We start from the raw sequence: 21,536 nt of genomic DNA, 5'->3' as shown, positions 1-21,536 counted from the left end.
GGATTTTTCAAGGCCTAACCTGTCCATTTCCTTTAATATGGTACTGAAATGATGTCAGCTGCTCAACACCTATTGGACCACGCGCATGCATTTTTCCTGTTGCAATACCAATTTCTGCTCCAAAACCAAATTCACCTCCATCAGAAAATTGTGTAGATGCATTATGAAGTAAAATAGCTGAATCCAAACGATTAAAAAATATTTTTACCACCCTCATATCCTCAGCAATAATCGATTCTGTGTGCCCCGAGGAATAACGTTGAATGTGCGCAATGGCTCCTTCAATACCTTGAACTGTTTTGACAGAAAGAATTGCATCAAGATATTCGTGCGACCAATCTTCCTCTGAGGCTAATTTAACATCTGGTATGAAAGAAACAATATCCTCTGTTGCACGAATTTCACACCCCTTCTCTTGTAAAACAATGAGAACAGGAAGAAACTTTTTTAATGCTTGGCGATCAATGAGAAGTGTCTCAACAGCGCCACATATACCGGTTCTGCGCAACTTTGCATTTATAACAATCTTACACGCCATATCTAAATCTGCTGATTGATCAATGTAGATATGACAGAGCCCTTCTAAATGGGCAAAGGTTGGAACACGTGCATCAGACTGTACCCGTGCAACGAGGCTTTTTCCGCCACGAGGTATAATAACATCAATCATACCATCCAACCCTTTAAGCATTTCTCCAACAGCATTCCGATCTGTCGTCCCTACCATTTGAATCGCATCTTTAGGAAAATTAGCTTTTTCCAATCCTCTCACCAATGCACAATGGAACGCATAAGCGGAATGAAAACTATCCGACCCACCACGTAAAATTGCAGCATTTCCAGCCTTTAAACATAAAGCGCTTGCATCCACTGTAACATTTGGTCGGCTTTCATAAATGATGCCAATGACACCAAGAGGTGTACGGACACGGCTAATATGAAGCCCATTTGGACGTGTCCATTCACTCATCACCTGTCCAACTGGATCAGGTAAAGAAGCAATTTGACGCACACTCTTTATGATTGCATCCAAACGCAATTCATCTAACTTGAGCCGATCAATCATGGCTGCATTTAAATTATTCTGAACAGCGTTCGCTAAATCTTGACGATTAGCCCGTAAGATTTCAGCTGTTTGATCCTCTAAACTTAAAGCTATCATTTCTAAAGCATTGTTCTTTTGTTCAGAAGACATAATAGCTAGTGCCGCCGCAGCATGGCGCGCTTTTTGCCCCATGTCTTTCATTTGTTCTTTTAAAGCCATAGTGTCATCCATTTTGCAAAAACAATAAACAAAGTAAAAGATAACTTTTTTAAGCAGAATCGGTCAAGCAGCGTAAGACCATATCATTACGATGTACCATAGCAGAGCGCGCTTCATATCCAAGAAGCAATGCGATTTCTTCGCTTTTACACCCCATAATGCGGACAACTTCATCTTTGCCATAACTTACAAGCCCACGAGCAATCTCAACTCCATTTATATCAACAATCGCAACCGTATCTCCGCGATTGAATTTTCCTTCAACAGCAATAACTCCTGCTGCTAATAATGATTTTCCCGATTTAAGAGCCTTAACTGCTCCCTTATCAATCGTTAAAATACCAGATGGATCTAAATGACCAGAAATCCAAATTTTCCAAGCATTAACAGGCTTTTCACTCGCAGCAAAAAAACTTCTGCGCTCCCCCCTATCAAGTGCCGAAAGAGGATTCATACGCTTACCTGAAGTAATAACCATTGCCGTTCCAGCAGAATTTGCTATTTTCCCAGCATCTAATTTGGTTTTCATTCCCCCACGAGAAAGCTCTGAAGCAGCTCCATCTGCCATTTTTTCGATATCACTCGTGATTGATGCAACAAAAGGTATAAATTCAGCCGTGGGATCACGATGGGGAGATTTCGTATAAAGGCCATCAATATCTGATAAAAGTATCAAAAGATCTGAACCCATCATTGTTGCTACCCGTGCCGCTAAACGATCATTATCACCATAACGAATTTCACTTGTTGCTACAGTATCATTCTCATTGATAACCGGCACAGCTCCAAAACGCAAAAGGACATTAATCGTAGCACGTGCATTGAGATAACGTCGTCGCTCTTCTGTATCGAAGAGAGTGAGTAAAATTTGACCCGTCTTTAATCCATACTGAGCAAGTGCATCACCATATGTTTTAGATAATTCAATTTGTCCCAAAGCAGCACATGCTTGACTCTCTTCTAATTTCAAAGCTCCCTTAGGGAGCTGGAGCAATGTTCTTCCTAAAGCAATCGCACCTGAAGACACCAATAAAATCTCAACACCTTTTTGACGTAACTTGGCAACATCACTTACCAAACTATTGAGCCATTCAGCCCGTAAACCTGTCTGAGGATCAACCAAAAGCGCAGATCCAACTTTGATCACAATGCGTTTATAGTGCGCAAGTTTTTGCAATCCAACTGCCCTCTTCATCAATCCTGCTCTTCTCTGTCATCATCCTTTTTGCGCGCCATTTCAATAATATGTGCGACAGCACGGAGAACATTTTCTAAACCTTCACGACTGACCGCAGAAAACATCATCACAGATTTACCCGTTACCTTTTGCAAAATCTCTTGTTTGGCTTTTCGCTCTTCAATAGTAAGAGTATCTATCTGACTTAAAGCTATAACTTCTGTCTTATCACTTAAGTTATTCCCATATGCCTCTAATTCCTTACGCACAATCTGGTACGCTTTTGCCACATCTTCTTCTTGAGCAGAAACCAAATGGAGTAAAACACCACAGCGTTCGACATGCCCTAAAAAACGGTCTCCAATTCCTACACCTTCATGGGCCCCTTCAATGAGACCAGGAATATCAGCTAAAACAAATTCACGCGCATCAATGCATGCAACACCAAGATGAGGGTGGAGGGTGGTAAAAGGATAATTGGCAATTTTTGGTTTTGCAGCTGTTACTGATGCTAAAAAAGTTGACTTTCCAGCATTCGGCAAACCAACAATTCCACCATCAGCAATTAACTTCAAACGAAGCCACAATGTGCGCTCTTCACCAGCTAAACCTGGATTTGCACGACGAGGTGCCCGATTCGTAGAGGTCGTAAAATGAAGATTCCCAAAACCACCGTTCCCTCCTTTTGCAAGACGGTAACGTTGTCCCACTTGTGTTAAATCACAGATTAGCGTTTCATTATCTTCTTCAAAAATTTGTGTCCCAACCGGTACTCTAAGAATGATATCACCACCCTTTTCACCCGACATATTACGTCCCTTACCATGTCCTCCTGTTTTTGCTCTAAAATGCTGCTGATAGCGATAATCGATCAGCGTGTTGAGGCCATCAACAACAACAGCCCAAACATCACCACCGCGTCCTCCATTCCCTCCATCAGGACCGCCAAATTCAATAAATTTTTCACGACGAAAGGAGACTGCCCCTGCCCCCCCATTACCAGAACAAATATAGACTTTAGCTTGATCAAGAAATTTCATTGGAAATACTCACTGAGGAATCAATCCCTTTACCTCTATAGGTAACGTACCAGTTTTACCAGTCTTTCATTATTGACAACAGAAAAAATGCCCATAATGTCATCAACAACTATTCGCAAATACCCTTACATTCTTAATATATCAATACACTTCAATCTTCTGAAAAAAAACAGCTATTGTTGCACTTCTGTTTTGCTCTTAAAATTTAAAGCTAAAAGGTAAAGCTCTACGGATTCTGATCGGCTTGCCGGTGGTTTGACATGATGAACTGTTTTAAAATTCTGTTTTAATGTCGTGAGAAGGGTGTTTTCCGCTCCACCTTGAAAGGCTTTTGCTAAAAAATGTCCTCCAGGCTTAAGAACTGAAAGAGCAAAATCAGCAGCGACTTCACACAAGTGTATCGTCCTTAAATGATCAGTCTGACGATGACCTGTTGTTGGTGCTGCCATATCAGAAAGTACCACATCCGGCTTTGTCCCTAAGGCATCAGTTAATTTCTGCGGTGCATCTGCATGCAAAAAATCCATTTGCAACATCACAACTCCAGGTAATGGATCAACAGGCAAATAATCAATGCCCACAACACTTGCTTTTTTATCACTGGAACCGATTACACGTACAGCGACCTGACACCATCCTCCCGGAGCAGCACCTAAGTCAATAATCTTTTGACCTTTTTTGAGAAACTTATAGCGCTCATTAATTTCAATTAATTTATAAGCCGCACGCGACCGATAACCATCCACTTTCGACTGATGAACATAAGGATCATTTAGATGCCTCTCTAACCACCGCCGTGACGACGCTTTAATGGTTCCTGCTTTCTTCTTTACACGTTGATATAATTCATGTGATCCTGCTCCACCGTATCCGCCTGCTGGTGTTTTTATCGTTTTTTTCATCGTTATTCATTGTCTCCGTCTTTTAATAACTGCTAACGTCTGAAACGTTTTCCCTTCCTATATCGACACCATACACCATCGCGTAACATCAACTCTATCAAGATTCCTTCTCTCAAACCACGATCAGCAACTCTTAATCGTCGACTGGGCCAAACTTCTCGAATAACATCTAAAATTGCACAACCAGCCAAAATTAAATCTGCTCTTTCGCGTCCAATACAAGGATTAGTTGCACGTTTTTTTATGTCCCATGACAATACACGTTTCATCATAAGTGTAATGTCTGCATCATTCATCCAGATACCATCAACTCGTCTTCGATCATAGCGTTCTAAATTAAGGTGCATTCCTGCTAAAGTTGTAATTGTTCCAGAAGTTCCCAAAAGATGAAACTTTGATCCTTGAGCGAGAGTCCCCAATTGATGACGTTCTGAAAAATTATTTAACAAATTTCGCACATAACTTTTCATCTGTTCAAAATCATCTAAACTAATAGCACTTCCTCCAAAGCGCTCAGCAAGTGTGACAACACCAACAGGAAGAGAAGTCCATGCCGTAATCTGTTCCGTTAAACGTAAAGAACGCTTTTTGGAAACATCAAGGAGTACAATTTCTGATGATCCTCCTCCAATATCAAAAAGCACAATTGCATCGGTGTTCGGCTCAACAAGCGTACCACAACCTGAAACAGCAAAACGTGCTTCGGTTTCCTGATCAACAATCTCTAATTCAAGACCAGTTTCATCCAAAACACGTTGAATAAAATATTTCCCATTTTTTGCCAAACGGCAAGCTTCCGTTGCAACTAAACGATAACGTTTAATACGCCTCTGTTTTAGCTTGAAATGACAAATCTTTAATGCTTCAATCGTACGATCCATTGCTTGCGTATTAAGAAAACCGTTATTTACTAAGCCTTCTCCTAATCGTACAATACGTGAAAAAGCATCAACAACACGAAAATACCCAGGTTTACTGGGAGATGCGATAAGAAGACGACAATTATTCGTTCCCAAATCAAGTGCTGCATAAAGAGGTGGAGATTTCAATTGAGAAAACTGTGGATGAAAAGGCGTTTTTGAGCCTTTCGCTTTTTTAACATCTACAATTGCTCGACTATTAAATTCAAAAGTTGTATCCGATTGAATAAGTTTCTGTTGACGACACCTCTTTCGTTGTTTGTGCTTTATATCACCGGAAAGAGAATCTCTTCCTATCTGTAACAAGGCAGAATGATTATTTTGATGACCAACGCTATAATCATATAATTTCTTGGCTCTGATATTATACGCTCTTCCTTGCTTTGATTCTTTTGAATCATAATCTAATGGGGCCATTTTCCTTATCCCTTGAGCGCTTTTCCCCAATTAATAAACGCAAAACTCTTTATTTTTATAACTAAATAAAGTAACAATGCGGCATTAAATTACAAATATCAAGAAAACATTCCTTACTTTTCTCTCATCAGAATTGTTTACACTCGTGTCACTTAGCTTTCTGAATACTTTTCGGCTGTTTCTACAAAATCGACTTTCTCTTTATAAAGTTTGAAACTATAAATTCATCATTGACGTTTATACTCATTTTTGTAAGTGACTAACCTCTTTTTAATCACTCCCATCGAGATATATCTCTATTGTAAAAAGGTAAATCTGTGCCCTTAAAGCATGTTTGATTATCATTGCTCTTTTATATTCACGATATAATAATACTGTAATTGCATTTTACAGAGTGATTAAACTCTTAGTATCGCAATCATCAAACCCCATAACCATAAAAAGTATGACAATATTTTCATTGAACGTTATTGATATCAAAGGAGACTAAACACTTTTTCGCAATAAGATTTTAGACAAATAGCAGTGAAGAGTGCGTTAGAGTATTTCCTTTTATTTTTTATAAAAAGAGAAGCGGGTTATTTTTCTTTATCAGCACTAAATTGGTATGAATTTTTTACAAAGATAAAACTAACTATTCCTTGTTCAAAGGAATTATATTGCTATTTTTAGCCCCGTGGAAAAACTCTAACTTTTATTCTTTATTTGCTGTTATAGATGAATAATTTAAGGCATTTCCCTATTATACTATACAAATTACTAAGTTACTGCATTTTTTCTTTAGATCTAAAAATACAAAACAATAATTTATGGACAAATAAACTCTTCTAAAATTGCTCTATACAGGTTATCGTTGTAAAGAATTAAGTGCTGCACTTAACCCTTCAAATGGTACAGTAAAAGAAAATACCTTTCCTTCTTTAATCTTATAGGAAATACGTATTTTTTTGTTTTGTTCTATTTGTTTGCTTAAAACTGGTCCTACAAGCGATTGGGCCAAACAGATGGTTTCATTACACTGCGTATAACGAACAAGGATAGGCTTTTTAACACCTTCTAAAAAAATTCGAATAGGAGTCTTTATATCAGTATTGGGTAATGTTCTGAACAGCATTACTGCTTGACCTTTTTTGGTAGAAACAAGAGACCAACTAAAAATGGTATTATCATTCTGATCATGAACCGTCTGCGTTACATTACATATCCCTTGCTTAAGTTTTTGTTTTTCATCACAAATTAATGTCCAATAATCAAATTGCATAATAATGCGACGCGTTTCACCAGGTTCTCCTTTGGGAATAGATAATTGTGGTGGATGCACTGTATAAACATCCTTTTTCTCATTAGCAAAGCTTTCGCCCTTGCCTATAAAGGCAAGGACAAACAGAATAATTACAAAAATATTTTTCTTCTTTATAGTAATATTCATTTTTTTCATCATCATCTCAGTCTTAGAGTAATACCTGCACCTATCCCGAAATGCCCCCCAGCACTTGTGACTGATAAATTAGAGCGTATATTACCATCTTCAGAGGTATAACCAGCACCAATAGCAAACGCGGACTGGCTACGCCACACACCACTACCAAATGAAACACTTAAAGATCCTGGTATATCATAGTAACGTAAGTTAGAGACCGCCAAACCAATAGCCGCTGCTTGCCTTGCCTCTTTGCGAACATCCTCAACAGCATAACTTAACGTTTCAAACTTCATATCTGTATAGGACTTTGCTTCATTAACACCATTATTGACAAAACTGCTCACTTGCTCATCAGTATATTTCTTCGCATCATCAAGAACTATCTTCATCTGATCCTTAGTGTAATCATGCAACTGACCACCAGTTACTGCTTGCTTAGAGCCTGTTTCAATCTTGCCATCCGCTACATTATCTATCAAAACGGGATCACTCTCATTTCCACCTACTAACGTAATGCTATTGGTCTTTTTACCATTATCATCTTTGTCATAGTTAACTGCTCCATCCGTAACCGCAGTTGCAATATCTTGCACATGTTTATCAATCGTATCTACCCTGTTCTCAACCTTCGTAACCCTATCATTCGTTTCCCATAACTGACCTCCATTCACAGCATCTTGCGAACCTTCTTTTATCTCTCCATTCGCTACATTGGTAATATGAGACGCTTCACCATTATGACTTGCGTCATACGCTCCTTGCTCCTCATTCCAATGCAAATTATTCTTATCTATATTATCAGAAACATCCTTAATACGGTCGTTGATATGCGTCATACTCTCACTGACAGCTTCAAAGGCACCAGCTACATCATGGCTCTCCTTTGTCGAGAAACTCCCATCAGAAGAAAATTGTGCAACATTGAAACTAGGTGCCGTCCACACACCATTCTCATACTTCGCTCCTCCACCAAAATATTGAGCAAGGGTCGTATGCAGAGAATAAAGCTGGCCACCATTTACTGCTTCTGTCGATCCTTCAGAGAGAATTGCTGCTTTCACGCCAGAGAGACTACGTGCATCACCATTACTATTTGCAATTGTAATTGCTGTCCCTTCTTTCTCCGCACCAATTTTGATAACCTTGGTTTCTTCATCTTGCTTAACAAGACTATCACTGACTACTTGGCTAATCTTTTTGCTAATCTCATCCTTAACATTTGTAATTCTATTATTAACATTGGTGAATGAATTACCTACTCCAACAAAGGCTGAGGCAACATCAAGATACTCTTTATCTTCCGTTTTCCCATCTTCTTCAAAGCTCTTAACCGTGAATGTAGGAGCAGTCCATGTGCTATTCTCGTACTTAGCACCACCACCAAAGGATTTAGCTATATTCGTAGCGGCTGTTTCAAGATTGTTAGAGACAGTGCTTACATTTTGATTGGTCACAAAAAGCTGACTACCATTCACTGCTTCCGTCGATTCTTTCGAAAGCACACCAGATTTCACACCAGACAAAGTCCGCGATGCCCCATCAATACTCGCAAGCTTAACTTCAGTACCACTCTTTTCACCTCCTATACTAATAACATGTGTCTCTTCATTCTGCTTAACAAGGCTATCTCCAACAACTTTGTTAATCTCAGTCTTAAGCTCTTTATGAATATTCGTGAATGAACTCCCTACACCAGCAAATGCTTCCGCTACAGTCTGATAGCTCTTCTCTTCAACTGCACTGCCATCTTCTTTGACAATATTAACCTTGAAATCAGGTTTGTGCCATTCACCATTCGCATATCCAGCTCCACCACCTAAATAGGTCGTAACATTCTTATTGGTTTCAAAAAGCTGAGAGCCATTTACCGCATCTGTAGAACCTGCCGCAATGGTACCATTAGAAAGCGATGTAATTTTGCTATTAGCTCTTTCTTTACCTTCTCCATGCTCGGCTACAAATGCCTTTTTATCACCGCTCCACAACAAAGCGTCACCCTGAACAGTGGCAATTTCTTTTTCAATCTCATTCTTAACATTTGTAAATGAATCTTGAATTTTCGTGAATGAATTTCCCACACCAGCAAAAGCAGCTGCAACATCATCATAGGTCGCATCAGCAATGACGCCATCTTCTTTGAAGCTCTTAAGCATAAATTTAGGTGCTGTCCATGCACCATCCTCATACTTAGCGCCACCACCTAAATAGGTTGCAATTTTGTCACCAAACGAATGAAGCTGAGAACCATTGATCGCCTCAATTGAATCTTTAGAGATTGTCCCGCCCGTCACACCGGAAATAACTCGGTTTTCATTTTTCTTGTTTTGAAGATTAATTATAGTGCCATCTGTTTCCGCTCCAATAGTAATAGGATCGCCTTCTTTCTTCTGCTTAACAAGACTATCACTGACTACTTGGTTAATCTCCTTCTTAAGCTCTTTATGAATATTCGTGAAAGAGGTACCTACACCAGCAAATGCTGCAGAAACACTACTATAGTCTTTATCTTCAACATCACTACCATCAGCCTTGACAGTCTTAACTGTAAACTTAGGAGCAGTCCATGCACCATTCTCATACTTAGCACCACCACCTAAATAAGTAGCAATTCCAGTGCCCAATTGATGAAGCTGTTGACCTGCTACAGCATCCGTGGAATTCTCATTAATTGTTCCATTCTGAAGAGAGGTAATCTTGCTGTTGGATTTTGCATCTCCTTCTTTTTCACCATGCGTTGCAACAAAGGCGCTTTTTGCCTTATCCCACAACAATGCATCACCTTGAACTTCTTGCGTAATATTTGTGATATTTTCAGTAAGTTCATTAAACTTATTCGTTATATTGTTATTAACATTTGCAAAAGAGGTACCTACACCAGCAAATGCAGTTGTTACATCATCATAGGTTGCATCAGAAACTTTGCCCTCTTCATTGACAGTCTTAACTGTAAACTTAGGAGCAGTCCATACACCATTCTCATACTTAGAACCACCACCTAAATAGGATGCAATTTTGTCACCAAACGAATGAAGCTGAGAACCATTGATCGCCTCAATTGAATCTTTAGAGATTGTCCCGCCCGTCACACCGGAAATAACTCGGTTTTCATTTTTCTTGTTTTGAAGATTAATTATAGTGCCATCTGTTTCCGCTCCAATAGTAATAGGATCGCCTTCTTTCTTCTGCTTAACAAGACTATCACTGACTACTTGGCTAATCTCCTTCTTAAGCTCTTTATGAATATTCGTGAAAGAGGTACCTACACCAGCAAATGCTGCAGAAACACTACTATAGTCTTTATCTTCAACATCACTACCATCAGCCTTGACAGTCTTAACTGTAAACTTAGGAGCAGTCCATGCACCATTCTCATACTTAGCACCACCACCTAAATAAGTAGCAATTCCAGTGCCCAATTGATGAAGCTGTTGACCTGCTACAGCATCCGTGGAATTCTCATTAATTGCTCCATTCTGAAGAGAGGTAATCTTGCTGTTGGATTTTGCATCTCCTTCTCCATGTTGCGCCACAAAAGCCTTATCCTTTGCACTCCAGTTTAGAGAATCTTGTGCAACACCTTGGGATACTTCCTTAATCCGATCATTTACATTCTTGATACTTTCATCAAGTCCCGTAAATGCTTTACCAACATCTTTAAATTCAGCATCTTTTATCTCACCTTCTTTAGAAATCTGAGATAGATTATAGGTAGGTTCTGTAAATGCACCATCTTTAAATGCCGCATCACCACCTAAGAATTTTGCAACATCACTACCGATTGTATTAATCTGACCACCGGTAATTGCGTCATGTGAATCCTTGGCAATCTGACCATCTGCAACATTATGAAGACCAACAGGTGCAGACCCCTTACCTTTTCCTAAAGTCACACTCGCATAATTAATGCTGCTATTGTCATCATCTTTTTTATCATAATGAACAACAGCTGATTCATCAGACTGAAGACTGAGAGAAAGATCTTTCAAACCTTTATCAAACTGTTCCTTGTTAACAGCTTGATTATTTTGTGTTGCCGCCTTCACACCAGAAAGGGTTCTGTCCCCTTTATCCTTATTAGCAATGTTGATTGCTGTACCATCTTTTTCTTTACCGATATTAATAGACTTTGTTGTCTCATCCCACTTAACAAGACTATCACTGACTACTTGGCTAATCTCCTTCTTAAGCTCTTTATGAATATTCGTGAAAGAGGTACCTACACCAGCAAAAGCTGCAGAAACACTACTATAGTCTTTATCTTCAACATCACTACCATCAGCCTTGAAAGTCTTAACTGTAAACTTAGGAGCAGTCCATGCACCATTCTCATACTTAGCACCACCACCTAAATAAGTAGCAATTCCAGTGCCCAATTGATGAAGCTGTTGACCTGCTACAGCATCCGTGGAATTCTCATTAATTGCTCCATTCTGAAGAGAGGTAATCTTGCTGTTGGATTTTGCATCTCCTTCTTTTTCACCATGCGTTGCAACAAAGGCGCTTTTTGCCTTATCCCACAACAATGCATCACCTTGAACTTCTTGCGTAATATTTGTGATATTTTCAGTAAGTTCATTAAACTTATTCGTTATATTGTTATTAACATTTGCAAAAGAGGTACCTACACCTTCAAAAGCGGCAGATACACTTGTATAATTTTCATCTTTTGTATTACCATCAGAAGAGAATGTCTTAACCTTGAAGCTTGGTGCTGTCCATTCGCCACCTTCATACTTAGCACCACCACCTAAATAAGTAGCAATTCCAGTGCCCAATTGATGAAGCTGTTGACCTGCTACAGCATCCGTGGAATTCTCATTAATTGTTCCATTCTGAAGAGAGGTAATCTTGCTGTTGATTTTGCATCTCCTTCTCCATGTTGCGCCACAAAAGCCTTATCCTTTGCACTCCAGTTTAGAGAATCTTGTGCAACACCTTGGGATACTTCCTTAATCCGATCATTTACATTCTTGATACTTTCATCAAGTCCCGTAAATGCTTTACCAACATCTTTAAATTCAGCATCTTTTATCTCACCTTCTTTAGAAATCTGAGATAGATTATAGGTAGGTTCTGTAAATGCACCATCTTTAAATGCCGCATTACCACCAAGAGACTTCGCAACCTGTGTTCCCAATTGATGAAGCTGTTGACCTGCTACAGCATCCGTGGAATTCTCATTAATTGCTCCATTCTGAAGAGAGGTAATCTTGCTGTTGGATTTTGCATCTCCTTCTCCATGTTGCGCCACAAAAGCCTTATCCTTTGCACTCCAGTTTAGAGAATCTTGTGCAACACCTTGGGATACTTCCTTAATCCGATCATTTACATTCTTGATACTTTCATCAAGTCCCGTAAATGCTTTACCAACATCTTTAAATTCAGCATCTTTTATCTCACCTTCTTTAGAAATCTGAGATAGATTATAGGTAGGTTCTGTAAATGCACCATCTTTAAATGCCGCATTACCACCAAGAGACTTCGCAACCTGTGTTCCCAATTGATGAAGCTGTTGACCTGCTACAGCATCCGTGGAATTCTCATTAATTGCTCCATTCTGAAGAGAGGTAATCTTGCTGTTGGATTTTGCATCTCCTTCTCCATGTTGCGCCACAAAAGCCTTATCCTTTGCACTCCAGTTTAGAGAATCTTGTGCAACACCTTGGGATACTTCCTTAATCCGATCATTTACATTCTTGATACTTTCATCAAGTCCCGTAAATGCTTTACCAACATCTTTAAATTCAGCATCTTTTATCTCACCTTCTTTAGAAATCTGAGATAAATTATAAGTTGGTTCTGTAAATGCACCATCTTTAAATGCCGCATTACCACCTAAGAATTTTGCAACATCACTACCGATTGTATTAATCTGACCACCGGTAATTGCGTCATGTGAATCCTTGGCAATCTGACCATCTGCAACATTATGAAGACCAACAGGTGCAGACCCCTTACCTTTTCCTAAAGTCACACTCGCATAATTAATGCTGCTATTGTCATCATCTTTTTTATCATAATGAACAACAGCTGATTCATCAGACTGAAGACTGAGAGAAAGATCTTTCAAACCTTTATCAAACTGTTCCTTGTTAACAGCTTGATTATTTTGTGTTGCCGCCTTCACACCAGAAAGGGTTCTGTCCCCTTTATCCTTATTAGCAATGTTGATTGCTGTACCATCTTTTTCTTTACCGATATTAATAGACTTTGTTGTCTCATCCCACTTAACAAGACTATCACTGACTACTTGGCTAATCTCCTTCTTAAGCTCTTTATGAATATTCGTGAAAGAGGTACCTACACCAGCAAAAGCTGCAGAAACACTACTATAGTCTTTATCTTCAACATCACTACCATCAGCCTTGAAAGTCTTAACTGTAAACTTAGGAGCAGTCCATGCACCATTCTCATACTTAGCACCACCACCTAAATAAGTAGCAATTCCAGTGCCCAATTGATGAAGCTGTTGACCTGCTACAGCATCCGTGGAATTCTCATTAATTGCTCCATTCTGAAGAGAGGTAATCTTGCTGTTGGATTTTGCATCTCCTTCTTTTTCACCATGCGTTGCAACAAAGGCGCTTTTTGCCTTATCCCACAACAATGCATCACCTTGAACTTCTTGCGTAATATTTGTGATATTTTCAGTAAGTTCATTAAACTTATTCGTTATATTGTTATTAACATTTGCAAAAGAGGTACCTACACCTTCAAAAGCGGCAGATACACTTGTATAATTTTCATCTTTTGTATTACCATCAGAAGAGAATGTCTTAACCTTGAAGCTTGGTGCTGTCCATTCGCCACCTTCATACTTAGCACCACCACCTAAATAAGTAGCAATTCCAGTGCCCAATTGATGAAGCTGTTGACCTGCTACAGCATCCGTGGAATTCTCATTAATTGTTCCATTCTGAAGAGAGGTAATCTTGCTGTTAGATTTTGCATCTCCTTCTCCATGTTGCGCCACAAAAGCCTTATCCTTTGCACTCCAGTTTAGAGAATCTTGTGCAACACCTTGGGATACTTCCTTAATCCGATCATTTACATTCTTGATACTTTCATCAAGTCCCGTAAATGCTTTACCAACATCTTTAAATTCAGCATCTTTTATCTCACCTTCTTTAGAAATCTGAGATAGATTATAGGTAGGTTCTGTAAATGCACCATCTTTAAATGCCGCATTACCACCAAGAGACTTCGCAACCTGTGTTCCCAATTGATGAAGCTGTTGACCTGCTACAGCATCCGTGGAATTCTCATTAATTGCTCCATTCTGAAGAGAGGTAATCTTGCTGTTGGATTTTGCATCTCCTTCTCCATGTTGCGCCACAAAAGCCTTATCCTTTGCACTCCAGTTTAGAGAATCTTGTGCAACACCTTGGGATACTTCCTTAATCCGATCATTTACATTCTTGATACTTTCATCAAGTCCCGTAAATGCTTTACCAACATCTTTAAATTCAGCATCTTTTATCTCACCTTCTTTAGAAATCTGAGATAAATTATAAGTTGGTTCTGTAAATGCACCATCTTTAAATGCCGCATTACCACCTAAGAATTTCGCAACATCACTACCGATTGTATTAATCTGACCACCGGTAATTGCGTCATGTGAATCCTTGGCAATCTGACCATCTGCAACATTATGAAGACCAACAGGTGCAGACCCCTTACCTTTTCCTAAAGTCACACTCGCATAATTAATGCTGCTATTGTCATCATCTTTTTTATCATAATGAACAACAGCTGATTCATCAGACTGAAGACTGTTGGAAAGCTTCTCCAAACTTTTATCAAGTTGCCCTTTATTAACAGCTTCATTATCATTCTGCCCCGCTTTCACACCAGAAAGGATTCTATCCCCTTTATCCTTATTAGCAATGTTGATTGCTGTACCATCTTTTTCTTTACCGATATTAATAGACTTTGTTGTCTCATCCCACTTAACAAGACTATCACTGACTACTTGGCTAATCTCCTTCTTAAGCTCTTTATGAATATTCGTGAAAGAGGTACCTACACCAGCAAAAGCTGCAGAAACACTACTATAGTCTTTATCTTCAACATCACTACCATCAGCCTTGACAGTCTTAACTGTAAACTTAGGAGCAGTCCATGCACCATTCTCATACTTAGCACCACCACCTAAATAAGTAGCAATTCCAGTGCCCAATTGATGAAGCTGTTGGCCTGCTACAGCATCCGTGGACTCCTCATTAATTGTTCCATTCTGAAGAGAGGTAATCTTGCTGTTGGATTTTGCATCTCCTTCTCCATGTTGCGCCACAAAAGCCTTATCCTTTGCACTCCAGTTTAGAGAATCTTGTGCAACACCTTGGGATACTTCCTTAATCCGATTATTTACATTCTTGATACTTTCATCAAGTCCCGTAAATGCTTTACCAACATCTTTAAATTCAGCATCTTTTATCTCACCTTCTTTAGAAATCTGAGATAGATTATAGGTAGGTTCTGTAAATGCACCATCTTTAAATGCCGCATTACCACCTAAGAATTTCGCAACCTGTGTTCCCAATTGATGAAGCTGTTGACCTGCTACAGCATCCGTGGAATTCTCATTAATTGCTCCATTCTGAAGAGAGGTAATCTTGCTGTTGGATTTTGCATCTCCTTCTTTTTCGCCATGCGTTGCAACAAAGGCATTCGCAGTTTTATTCCAGTTTAAAGAGTCACTCTTTGCATCAGAAATCTCTTTGTTAATCTTTTTTGCAACATTCTTAAATGAAGTACCTACTCCAGCAAAAGCCGCCGCTACATCAGTATAGTCTTGATCTTCCGTTTGCCCATTTTCCTTGACGCCTTTAACCTTAAATGTAGGTGCGGTCCACTCTCCTTTCGCATTATAGCCGGCTCCACCACCAAAATAGGCTGCAAACTGCTTATTCAATGAATAAAGCTGAGAGCCATTTACGGCATCTGTTGAGAGACTACTAATAACCCCATCCTTTAGAGAGGTAATTTTACTGTTGGTTTTTTTGCTTCCTTTTGCTCCATGTTGCGCTACAAAGGCATTTTCATCTTTGCCCCACAACAACGCATCCCCTTGAACTTCTTGCGTAATATTTGTGATATTTTGAGTAAGTTCATTAAACTTATTCGTTATATTGTTATTAACATTCGCAAAAGAGGTACCTACACCAGAAAAAGCCGCTGCTACATTATCATAAGTCGAGTCAATAACACCGCCATCTGCTTGAAAGGTCTTAACTGTAAACTTAGGAGCAGTCCATGTACCATTCTCATACTTAGCATTACCACCAAGAGATTTTGTAACTTCACTGCCTAGAAAATAAAGCTGTGAACCTGTTACCGCATCCGTAGAGTTAGCAGAAATCTCTCCACCTAAAAGAGAGGTAATCCTGCTGTTGGTTTTTTTGCTTCCTTTTTCTCCATGCGTTGCTACAAAAGCACCTGCATCTTTGCTCCATAATAAGGCATCTCCTTGAATATTGGAAACTTCACTATTTAATACTGTTATATCAGTAGAATTCTTCGTAATCTTATCAGTTGCCTTGTTAATATCATTGGTATTTTTGGTTACATTACTGTTCGTTGCGAAAAGCTGCGAACCTGTTACTGCCTCATTTGAACTTGCTGAAAGAGTACCACCCTTCACACCAGTAATAGTACGTGTTTCTCCTTTATTATTAGTAACATCAATTAAATTGCCATTTTCTTTCGCACCAATGGTAATTTTTCCCGTTTTGCTATCATGCTGTACAAGGTTGTTTTCTGTAACGTTTGTGATCTGTGTATTAATGTTTTCAATCGCGTTGTTAACTTGTTCTGTGACTTTATTCTGAACATTCGTGATAGAAGTACCAACATCTTCAAAAGCTTCTGCTACAGTATCATAAGTTTTCTCTTCAGAGTTACCATCATCCTTAACAGCTTTAAGCTTAAATGTCGGTGCTTTCCAAGTCCCATCTCCATTATAACCAGCATTCTTATCAAAATAATGCGCAATATCGTTGTTTAGAGAATAAAGCTGAGAACCCGTTACGGCATCCGTAGAACCTTCAGAGATATCTCCATTCTGAAGAAAGGTAATCTTGCTATTGCTTTTTTTGCCTTCTTTTTCACCATGCGTGGCGACAAAGGCGCTTTTTGCCTTATCCCACAACAAGGCGTCACCTTGAACAGTGGTAATTTCTTTTTGAATCTTTTTGGTAATTTCATCCTTAATTTCCTTGAAGGAATCCTTTACTTTCTCAAATGATTCACCAACACCAGCAAAGGCAGCTGTGACATTACCATAAGTCGCATCAGTAACGCTGTTTTGAGAATTAAACTTCTTAACCACAAATTTAGGAGCAGTCCAACTACCATCCTTGTAGCTAGCATCACCACCAAAATAGGCTGCAACCTTCTCATTCGTATCAAAAAGCTGAGAACCATTCACTGCCTCGTTTGAATCTTTAGAGATTTTTCCACCTATAACACCTGCAATCGTTCGGTTCTCGTTATCCTTGTTTTGAAGATTGATTATAGTGCCATCTTTTTCTTTACCAATATTAATAGACTTTGTTGTCTCATCCCACTTAACAATACTCTCACTTTCAACTTTGGTAATCTCATTATTAAGGTTGGTAATTTCCTTTTTAACATTCGTGATAGAAGTACCAACACCGGCAAAGGCAGCTGCTACATTATAATAGGTACCATCTTCTTCAGTGCCATCATCCTTGATGGTTTTAAATTTAAATGTTGGAGCAGTCCAACTGCCATCCTTGTAGCTCGCATCACCACCAAAATAGGCTGCAACCTTCTCATTCGTATCAAAAAGCTGAGAACCATTTATAGCATCCGTTGAATCTTTGGAAACAGCCCCATTCTGAAGAGAGGTAATCTTGCTATTTGTTTTGCTGTCTTCTTCGCCATGTGTTGCGACAAAAGCCTGTTCTTTTTCATTCCATGACAAAGCATTTTGATCAATTTTTTGCGCTATCTCGTTATGAATATTCGTGACAGCATTTTCTACCTTCGTAATTTTATTGTTAACATTCGTAAAAGAACTGTCCACACCTGCAAATGCATCGGCAACATTGTGATAAGTTCCCTTTTGTACAGTATAGGTGGGCTCTGTACCTTTTAGAACATTTGCACCACCACCCAAATATTTCGAGATATTGTCATCAAGAGTGGATATATTATTTTTTGCTTCTGTTATATCAAGAGAATTCTTAGCAATGTCACCCTGAGCTTGTGTAATATCCTTGGCATTTTTGGTTACATTAGTGTTCGTTGCGAAAAGCTGAGAACCATTTACTGCATCCGTTGAATCTTTGGAAATATTGCCATCTTTCACACCAGTAAGTGTACGTGTTTCTCCTTTATTATTGGCAATATTAATTCTATCACCACCAGTGTCCTTACCAATCGTGATATGCTGGGTCTTGGCATCTTGTTTTACAAAACTATTGGCTGCTACTTGTTGTTCAACCTCTTTTTTTACTTTATTCAACTGAGAAAAATTTACAGCATCTGTATTATTGCTACCTTCTGCTACTCCCGTTATCTTTTTACTGCCAGCATCAATGCCAGAAGTGGTTATTTTCGGACCACCGGTAATCACTAAACCAGTTGCATCTAAGGTGGTATTTCCTGTTTTTACACTCTCCAGCGTAAGATCTTTCGCTAGATCAAATTTTACATTATTGTCTTTCTCTCCTTTTGTAAGCGTAATATTTGTACTTCCGGCTGCTAAATCCATTGGATTGGTTGAATTAACATTCGTTTTATTTTTACCATTAACAGAAAGATCCCAACTTGGGGTTATAGAGTCTTGTAGAGCTTTTAACTGCGCAACATTGACCGCATCGGTATCTTGAGTTCCAGCAGCAACACCTACAATCTGTCTGGTTTTTCCTTTCTTAGCATCACCAATGCTGAGTGCACCAAGACCGCCTATCCATGTATTATCCTGCCTATCTGCGTTTTCTCTAATACTAGGATCATAACCTCCAACACCAGCCGCAACATCAGCTATGGACTTAGAACCCAAAGCAATACCATTATCAACTGATACTGTTGCATTTTCACCTAGGGCAATTGCACCATCTGATCCTCTTTTTTCAGTCAGATTCTTTACAGATGCGCCATGGCCAAAAGCAATCGCGCCTGTGGATAATGCATCAACGTTAGCTTTACTACCAATAGCAATTGAATTTTCTGCAGCAGCCACGGCATCTGCAAAATCTTTACCAGCGGTGTTAATTTTTAAACCTTTTATAGCTACTGCCTCTTGTACTGCTTTTAACTGCGCAACATTTACCGCATCGGTATCTGCAGTTCCTGTTGCCACATTTGTAATTTTTTTACTTCCAGCTGAGATGCCATCTTTCGTCATCTCTGGACCGTCAGCAACTATGAGACCTGCTGCACTTAAACTACTTGCACCTAATTTTATATCATCATTTATTTTAATGCTATTGAGCTCAAGCTCCTTGGCTAAATCAAATGTGACCTTATTGTCTTTCTCTCCTTTTGCAATTTTGAAATTTTTACTTCCAGAAGAAAAATCTATCGTATTTTCTGTATCTAAGCTAACGCTCGTGGAATTTTCACCGCCAATAGTGAACTTCCAACCTTCTACTACCATTTCTCTTAATTCTTTTAACTGCGCAACATTTACCGCATCGGTATCTTCAGTTCCAGCAGAAAGACCTACTATCTGCCGTGTCTTAGCAACATTACCATTATCATACGCAGCAATACTCACTGCACCATACCCAGATTTCCATGCGACATCATCGTCTAATGTTGAAGCTATCCCTGTCTTAGGACTATAACCTACAATGTCACTTGCAGTTACAGCATCAGAACTAGCGCCCAAAGCAACACCCGTCGCAACACTCGCAGTTGTACTCTCACCTATAATTACAGCCCTTTCAGCATCTTTTACCTTCACTACAGCGTCTGAACCTATAGCTATTGATTCGGCCGCTGGTGACTTTGCCGATAACCCTATAGCTATTGACATTTTCCCCTCCGCTGTTGGAGCGTGCCAGTACCTACTAGTATCATTAGGAAGCGTAGTGTCCTGTCCTATCGCTATACTTGCTACCCCTGGAGCGTATGCCCCGTCACCTAATGCAAGGCCTGCCTTAGCCATCCTTGCACTAAAGCTTGTAAATCCTCTAGCCATTGGTTGATTCAATTCAGGCATAGAGAAGGCTCTCGAAAGAGTTCGTTTACTAATAGTATTCGATTCTAGAGTTTCATCTTCTGCTGATATGTCTCCATTCAATGCTGAGGGATCGCTCTCTAATGCCGAAATCTGCCTAAGGTCAGGTAGAGAGAAGCTTCTTAATCGAGGACCTTTCTTAACTGTATCTTCTTCTGGAGCTTCAGTGTGTGCCGATACATCCACTGTCAACGCTGCTGGGTCGCTCTCCAATGCTGATACAGACACTGGCTGCGCAGATACAGCAAATCTTGAAAATGGCTCTCCTCCACTAACATGACTTTCAGTCACATCAATGTGTGATGTTGTTGGATCATTATTTGCTGCTATAGATGCTGTTTCAAAAGTATTAGGCTTTCCATCTGAAGAATTCCCCGCTACCCCAGCGCTTACTGGAAGTATATTCGATAAAAATACAACCATTCCAGCCAATGAAAGCGTTCTCACAAAAGGCCGCTGATAAAAAGAATGAGAAATATTAAAATCATTCTTCGCTGATATTTTTTGTATTTTTTTCATCATCAATTCTCCACAAAGGAAAAGACATAAAAAAGACATATTTTAGTGTCAGTTATATCCTAAATTCTATTTGTTCTTCTATGCAGAAGGTTTTTCTTTCTGTGATACGGTTTTATTTATTAATATTTTGTTACTTAACTTTTGTTCATTATCCGTTTTTGAGGATGTTTTTGTCTGATAAACTTTTGCAACAGGAGGTATGTTTACAATTAAAGTAAGGGTATATCTCTGTGTTAAATATCAGAAATTGTAGATTTTCTTAATAAAGATAAAACTGCATTCTGAGTCTTTATGTGAAGAGAAATTTTTTCAGACAAAGGTTTTAAGCATGGGTTGTTTTGTTGTTGAGCGTGAGGTTACCTGTTAATGTTGTGGTGGTTTAGTGAGGCTATTTATCGTAGACTGGCAGCCTCTTATCACCGTGCATAAATAGTATGACTGTTTCAATGTTGTCGCTTCCCCCTGCTTATTAGAACAATATGCTTTCGTTGTATCATAATGAGTCTTATTTACACGAATTTTCTCATTTTATAGAACATATTGACAAAATAGCAAGAGAAAAATAACACCAATTCCAACCGTTTTTTTCTGCAATACACTTCGAGAAAGCGTTTAAAGAGGGATTCAATCAGTATTTAACAAAAATTAACTATAAAAATAA

The 21,536-nt window shown here is 39.1% G+C and carries 8 protein-coding genes; all 8 read right to left on the bottom strand.

Annotation, left to right across the window (positions count from 1 at the left end; translation table 11 throughout):
* Positions 1-7: 7 nt before the first annotated feature.
* Positions 8-1,264: a glutamate-5-semialdehyde dehydrogenase gene (locus NMK50_RS00405; protein WP_254770445.1), complete on the bottom strand. Its 1,257-nt coding sequence runs from the start codon at positions 1,262-1,264 to the stop codon at positions 8-10.
* Positions 1,265-1,313: 49 nt separating this feature from the next.
* A complete protein-coding gene (gene proB, locus NMK50_RS00400) occupies positions 1,314-2,459 on the bottom strand; it encodes a glutamate 5-kinase (protein ID WP_254770444.1) in 1,146 nt (381 codons plus the stop codon).
* Positions 2,459-3,481, bottom strand: coding sequence for a GTPase ObgE (obgE, locus tag NMK50_RS00395; RefSeq protein WP_254770443.1), 1,023 nt, complete (start codon positions 3,479-3,481; stop codon positions 2,459-2,461). The genes proB and obgE overlap by 1 nt, the downstream gene beginning before the upstream one ends.
* Positions 3,482-3,654: 173 nt before the next feature.
* Positions 3,655-4,383, bottom strand: a complete 729-nt coding sequence (locus tag NMK50_RS00390) for an RlmE family RNA methyltransferase (RefSeq protein WP_254770442.1) — start codon at positions 4,381-4,383, stop codon at positions 3,655-3,657.
* Positions 4,384-4,415: 32 nt separating this feature from the next.
* The gene (locus tag NMK50_RS00385) at positions 4,416-5,720 is read right to left on the bottom strand and encodes a Ppx/GppA phosphatase family protein (RefSeq protein ID WP_254770441.1); all 1,305 of its coding nucleotides are present in this window, start codon (positions 5,718-5,720) and stop codon (positions 4,416-4,418) included.
* An 847-nt stretch (positions 5,721-6,567) separates the two neighbouring features.
* Positions 6,568-7,164, bottom strand: coding sequence for an invasion associated locus B family protein (locus NMK50_RS00380; RefSeq protein ID WP_254770440.1), 597 nt, complete (start codon positions 7,162-7,164; stop codon positions 6,568-6,570).
* On the bottom strand, positions 7,161-11,966 hold the full coding sequence (locus NMK50_RS00375) for a Vomp family autotransporter (protein WP_505531713.1): 4,806 nt from the start codon (positions 11,964-11,966) through the stop codon (positions 7,161-7,163). The genes NMK50_RS00380 and NMK50_RS00375 overlap by 4 nt, the downstream gene beginning before the upstream one ends.
* Entirely contained in the window at positions 11,939-20,878 is an 8,940-nt protein-coding gene (locus NMK50_RS00370) for a hypothetical protein (RefSeq protein ID WP_254770438.1), read from the bottom strand. The genes NMK50_RS00375 and NMK50_RS00370 overlap by 28 nt, the downstream gene beginning before the upstream one ends.
* Positions 20,879-21,536: the final 658 nt, after the last annotated feature.

It is taken from the genome of Bartonella harrusi, from assembly GCF_024297065.1.
Lineage (GTDB): Bacteria > Pseudomonadota > Alphaproteobacteria > Rhizobiales > Rhizobiaceae > Bartonella > Bartonella harrusi.
The sequence above is the reverse complement of the archived record's forward strand: the minus strand, read 5'-3'. Positions and strand labels throughout refer to the sequence as shown.